Origin of the sequence: Alienimonas sp. DA493, from assembly GCF_043951915.1 — a bacterium.
In the GTDB taxonomy this organism is placed as follows: Bacteria; Planctomycetota; Planctomycetia; order Planctomycetales; family Planctomycetaceae; genus Alienimonas.
On record NZ_JBINJD010000245.1, the window covers coordinates 1 to 5,105 of the forward strand.

Here is a 5,105-nt window from a genome sequence, read left to right on the forward strand (position 1 = left end):
ACGACTTGGGGCGTGCGACAGCGCCCGCACCGCACGGACCGCGAGGTCCCGACACGTATCCCGCGCCTGCCGCCCGCGGGGCCGAACCACGGCCGGCGGCTTTTCTTCCCCTCACTTCAACGGACGGAATCAATGGACGCGGAAAGAACTTTCGTGCTGGCGTTCGTGGCGGCCTGCGGCATCGCCGTCGTCTGCCTCGCCGCCGGCGCCGTCGGCCTGACGCTGGGGGGGCTCGCTGTGAACGCCTCCCAAATCAAAACCGCGGTCGAGATCCGCTGGCTGATTCGCCGCGACATGCCGGCCATCCTGAACATCGAGTGGGCCAGCTTCCCGTTCGCATGGTCTGAGGAGGACTTCATCGGCTGCCTGCGAGAGCGGGACTGCATCGGGATGGTGGCGGAGGCCGGCGGCGAGGTCGTCGGCTACATGATCTATCAACTGCAAAAGGCCCGCCTTCGGGTTCTGAACTTCGCGGTCTCGCCGTTCCACCGCCGCGAAGGCATCGGCCGACAGATGGTCGCCCGGATGGTGGACAAGCTGTCCCAGCAGCGCCGCACGCAGATCGTGCTGGAGGTGCGGGAAACGAACCTGCCGGCCCAACTGTTCTTCCGGTCGATGGGTTTTCAGCACTACCGCACGGTCCGCGACCGCTACGACGACACGCCGGAGGACGCCTACGCGATGGCCTACTGGCTGCCGTTGCGGAGCCGCGGCGACGACCAGACCGCCGACGTGCTGGCCGAGATTGACCGGGACGAGGATCGTTTCGATCTGGACGATCTGGACGACACGACGAGCGCCGACGCGACGGCGGAGATGCTTCGCCGGCTGCGGGAGGCGAACGACGAACTGACTCGCATCAACGCCGAACTGCGGACGGAGATCGCCCGCTTGAGGGGAGAGCGGTGATGCCCCGCGGCGACCAACTCACGCCCCGCCAGCAGGACATCTACGACTTCCTGCGGGCCAAGATTGTGGACCGCGGCTACGGGCCGACGGTGCGGGAGATCGGCGACGAGTTCGGCATCGGCTCCCCGAACGGGGTCATGTGCCACCTCAAGTCGCTGGAGAAGAAGGGGCTCATCCACCGCGAGGAGAGGCTGGCCCGCGGCATCACGCTGCGGGACCGCCGGTTCTCGTCGTTCATGACGTTCGCGGACGCCGCCGAAGTGGTCGGCCCGTCGTGGGGGGCGCTGCTGTGACGCCCCACGCACGCCACCTGAGCCCGCCGGAGCCGCTGGCCTACCGCCCGCTGCCCTGCCGCCGCCGCGGCCTGTACGGCCCCGTCTCCGCCGTGGAACGGGCCACGCGGAAAGACGCGGAGTATTGGCAGGACCACGCCGCCGACGCCTTCGCCGGCGCCGCGTACGGCGAAACCGACTGGCCGTCGGAACTGACGCTGATTCTGAACGCTGACGAACGCCCGCCGTCCTCGGTTCGGTTCGCCATCAAGCCGTGGCCGGGCCAGCCGGACGTGTGGTTCGAGGCGTACGGCCGCCGGCTGCGGGACACCGGTCTCGACAACCCGCGGGCGAGGTACTGGGCCTATGCCGTGAAGGAGATCGGATGAAGGACTGCCCCGAGCCCGGCGTCTACAAGGCGGTGCCGTACAGCGACTACGCGGAATGGGACGCCCTCAATATCAGTTCCCTTTTGTGGGGCCTGATGGGCGACGGCATGACCGTCAACATGAGGCGCCTCAAGGCGTTTCTTGACGGTGAGATCGGGCACAAATCGTCGGACGAACTGCGGTTCGGCCGGGCGTTCCACTGTCAACTGTTGGAGCCGCACCTGTTCACCGACGAGTTCGTGGTGCTGGACCTGTGCGAGAAGAAGGTTAATCGGGAGCAGCCGGACGGTTCCAAGAAACAGGAGCCTTGCGGCAACGCGGCGAAGTATATGACCGCGGACGGTTCGCCCCGTTGCGGATTAAAGGGGCACAAGCCCCCTAAGGCCGAGGAACTGGAGGACTACGTCACCCCCGCTGAGCGGGAAATGATCCGGCGGATGCGGGAGGCGGCGAACGAACACCCGGAGGTCCGGGCGATTCACAACCGCGGCGGCTCCGAGGTTTGCGTCGTGGCCGACATGCACGGCCAGCGCTGCAAAGCCCGGCTGGACAAGTTCGTCCGCTCCCGGGACGGGGCGTGGATCGTGGATATCAAAACCATCGATCCGAAGAAACTGCACCGGGACGGCTGGTCGAAGGCGATCGACTCGCACAACTACCACGTCAAAGCGGCGTTCTACATCGACATCGTCGCGGCCGTACTGGGCCGTCGGCCGGAGTTCCTGTGGGTCGCCTGCGGAAAGGGCGAGGGGTTCGACGCGGCTCCGTTCGCGCCGCATCCCACCGACATCCTGCAAGGCCGCGGGATTTATACGGAACTGCTGTCCGCCTACGGGGCGGCAACGGCGACGGGCAAATGGCCGGGGGCGTTCCCGGCGGGTTCGACGGGCGGTCCTGAGGTGATCGCCCGCCCGGCCTACGCGATTTCACGACTCAAAACCCTTTACGGAGCCTGACATGGGCGAGATAACCAAATACGCCGGCACCCCGATCGAGGGATTGGACCTCCCTGGCAAGCCGCAGCCGATCTCCGCATTGAGCGAGGACGACCCGAAGCGGGTCGTCGCCGCGGGCCGGCTGGCCTACGGGCATGTCGTCCAGCTTCTCCCCGACCCCACTCCCGCTAAGGCGAAGGCGTTTTTCTTCGCGGCCGACGCCTCGTTGAGGAAGGTCGAACAGTCGCTCTATAAGCCTGACCGGAACGGGAACATCCCCAAGGTGCCGACCGATTCGAGCGTCCGGACGGCCTTGGCGAACGCCTGCGTGCTTGGGTTGCTGCCGGACACGTCCGAAGGGCTCTGCCACCTTGTCCCGAAGGGCGGGGAGCTTCAGTTGTGGATGGGCTACCGGGGCCTGCTCCGTCTGGCGATGGCGAGCGACTTTCTCCGGGTCGTGCATCCCGAGGTCGTCTATAAGGGCGAAGAGTTCCGCTATTGGGTGGACGACGACGGGCCGCACATTCACCACGACCTGTCCGGGCGGGTTTTCAAGCTGCCGTCCGAGGGCGATGTCGTCGGGGCCTACATGACCTACGTCCAGAAGGACGGGGAGCGCGGCCTGTTCTTCGTGCCCGGCGAGGAACTCAAGAAGCTCAACGGGCCGGTCTATAAAAAGAACCGGATTGCGATGTACCGCAAGACGCCGATCGTTCGCGGCGGGAAGCTGTGGGACACCCGGGCCGACGATCGGTTCATGCGTGCGGTCCGTATTGAGGAAGAGGCGGAGCGGGGCGAACCGCAAAGCCTGCCGGACGGATTCGAGATGCCCGGCGTGTTGGAGGCGAGAGCCGTTCGCCGTCTGACGGACACGAAGCCGGAGGACGACATCGCGGTGGACGCGGAGGTCGAACCGCCGACGGAGGATGCCGAACTGCCGCGAACCGCCGGCGAACCGCCGGAGGCCGACGACGACCTGCCGAACGAGGAGTCGCACCCGCTGCCGGAAGGGCCGGCGGACGAGACGGACTACGGCTCCCAGCCGGAGATCCAGTGGTGAGCGCTCCCCTGACCATCGAGTTCCCGACCGGCGTGGCCCTGACGGTCGCCGGCGTCGCCCACACCGGCGCCGAGGTCGTCCCCGAAGACGGGCAGCTTTTATCCCGCGTCGCGGCCCGGTTCCAAGCCGCCGCGGAGGCATACGACGGCGGCCCGACGCTGCCCGTCGAGGGCTCCCGGGCCGGCTGGGTCCGCGTGCTGGAGCTTCTGCGGATGGTCGGCATGCCGCAGTGCGACGAAGCCGCGACCTGCATCCGGTCCGCCCTCGGCCTGCCCGAACCCTACGACCCCGCCGCCGTGCGGGCTCACCGCAAACGAAAGGCCGAACGATGAGCGACAATCCGATTCGAGAACTGCTGACAAAGACGGAAGCGGAGCGACTGGAGGCGTGCGAGGCCGCCATCGGCCGCAGTTTCGCCGCCCTGTGCGACGCCGCTGCGGCGTGGAAGGAGATTCGGGACGGCCGCCTCTACCGGCGGTCCTTCGACCGATTCGAGGACTACTGCGAACGGAAGTGGGGCTTCTCGAAGACGCACGTCAACCGCGTCATCGCCGCCGGCGAGGTGGCGAAGGGGCTCGAAACGACACCCGTGGGTGCCATCCCGCTCGGGGAGCGGCACCTGCGGGAACTGGGGCGGCTGCCCGAGGACGTGCGGGTGAACGCCCTCTCCGAAGCCGCGGAGGAGTCCGACGGCCGCCCGACCGCGGAGAAGATCCGCGAGGTCGGCGCCCGCTACGCCCCCTTCAAGGCCACGGCGACCAAGCCGGCCCAACCCCCGGCGAAACCCGCCGCCGCCCCGCAGCGGGCCGCTCAGGACGCGGAACCGTGGAGTCCGCCGCAGCCCGGCGACGACGACGGGCAGTTCTCGGACGACGCGGACGACCTGTTCGACGGGGAGCCGGAGGACGACGACGAACCGGACCGGGACTACAGCGCCGTCGTGTCGAAGTGGCTGTCCGACGGCGAGGCGATGGTGGACGAAATCAAGCGCTGCGGCGGCGAGGCCGGCGTGCCGCTGCCGCTGGTGGAAACGTCCATCCGCGTCCTGCGGGAGCAGATGGGAGGGGCGGGCTGATGGCGGGCGAGTGGATCAAGATGCGGACCGACCTGTGGGACGACCCCCGCGTGGCGGACCTCTGCGTCGCGTTGGACGAACCGGAGCATGCCGTCTGCGGCGGCCTGTTTCGCCTGTGGTCCCTCGCCGACGCCCACACCACCGACGGTGTGCTCCAGGTGAGTTCCGCCGCGGCACTCGACCGCAAGATCGGCGTCCGCGGCTTCACCGAGGCCGTCGCGTCCGTCGGCTGGCTGGACCTCGCCGATGGCGAGATTCGCATCGTTCGCTTTGAGGATCACAACGGGAAGTCCGCAAAACGTAGGGCCGACGACGCCAAGAGACAGGCGAACCGTCGGGCCAAGTTGGACGACAGTCGGCAATCCGTCCGCGGTTCGTCCGCCAAACGTCACGCCCCCCCCGTGACAGATCGCGGACGGAAAGTGGACCTAGAACCAGAACCAGAACCAGAACCAGAACCAGAAC

6 protein-coding genes and 2 pseudogenes are annotated in these 5,105 nt (G+C 67.8%); all 8 read left to right on the forward strand.

Going from position 1 to position 5,105, the window contains the following annotated elements; translation table 11 throughout:
- The first annotated feature begins 132 nt into the window (after positions 1–132).
- Positions 133–909, forward strand: coding sequence for a ribosomal protein S18-alanine N-acetyltransferase (rimI, locus tag ACG2DA_RS21610; protein ID WP_395258603.1), 777 nt, complete (start codon positions 133–135; stop codon positions 907–909).
- Positions 909–1,121, forward strand: a pseudogene (locus ACG2DA_RS21615) (repressor LexA); the annotation flags it as partial. The gene rimI and the pseudogene ACG2DA_RS21615, both read left to right, overlap by 1 nt.
- A gap of 77 nt (positions 1,122–1,198) precedes the next feature.
- Positions 1,199–1,570: a hypothetical protein gene (locus ACG2DA_RS21620; RefSeq protein WP_395258605.1), complete on the forward strand. Its 372-nt coding sequence runs from the start codon at positions 1,199–1,201 to the stop codon at positions 1,568–1,570.
- Positions 1,567–2,526, forward strand: a complete 960-nt coding sequence (locus ACG2DA_RS21625) for a PD-(D/E)XK nuclease-like domain-containing protein (protein WP_395258607.1) — start codon at positions 1,567–1,569, stop codon at positions 2,524–2,526. Before ACG2DA_RS21620 ends, ACG2DA_RS21625 begins: the two co-directional genes overlap by 4 nt.
- A 1-nt stretch (position 2,527) precedes the next feature.
- Positions 2,528–3,565, forward strand: a complete 1,038-nt coding sequence (locus ACG2DA_RS21630) for a recombinase RecT (protein WP_395258608.1) — start codon at positions 2,528–2,530, stop codon at positions 3,563–3,565.
- Complete coding sequence (locus tag ACG2DA_RS21635) at positions 3,562–3,897, forward strand: hypothetical protein (protein WP_395258609.1); 336 nt, start codon at positions 3,562–3,564, stop codon at positions 3,895–3,897. The genes ACG2DA_RS21630 and ACG2DA_RS21635 overlap by 4 nt, the downstream gene beginning before the upstream one ends.
- On the forward strand, positions 3,894–4,640 hold the full coding sequence (locus tag ACG2DA_RS21640; RefSeq protein ID WP_395258610.1) for a hypothetical protein: 747 nt from the start codon (positions 3,894–3,896) through the stop codon (positions 4,638–4,640). Before ACG2DA_RS21635 ends, ACG2DA_RS21640 begins: the two co-directional genes overlap by 4 nt.
- 20 nt (positions 4,641–4,660) lie before the next feature.
- Positions 4,661–5,105: pseudogene (locus ACG2DA_RS21645) on the forward strand (hypothetical protein); the annotation flags it as partial.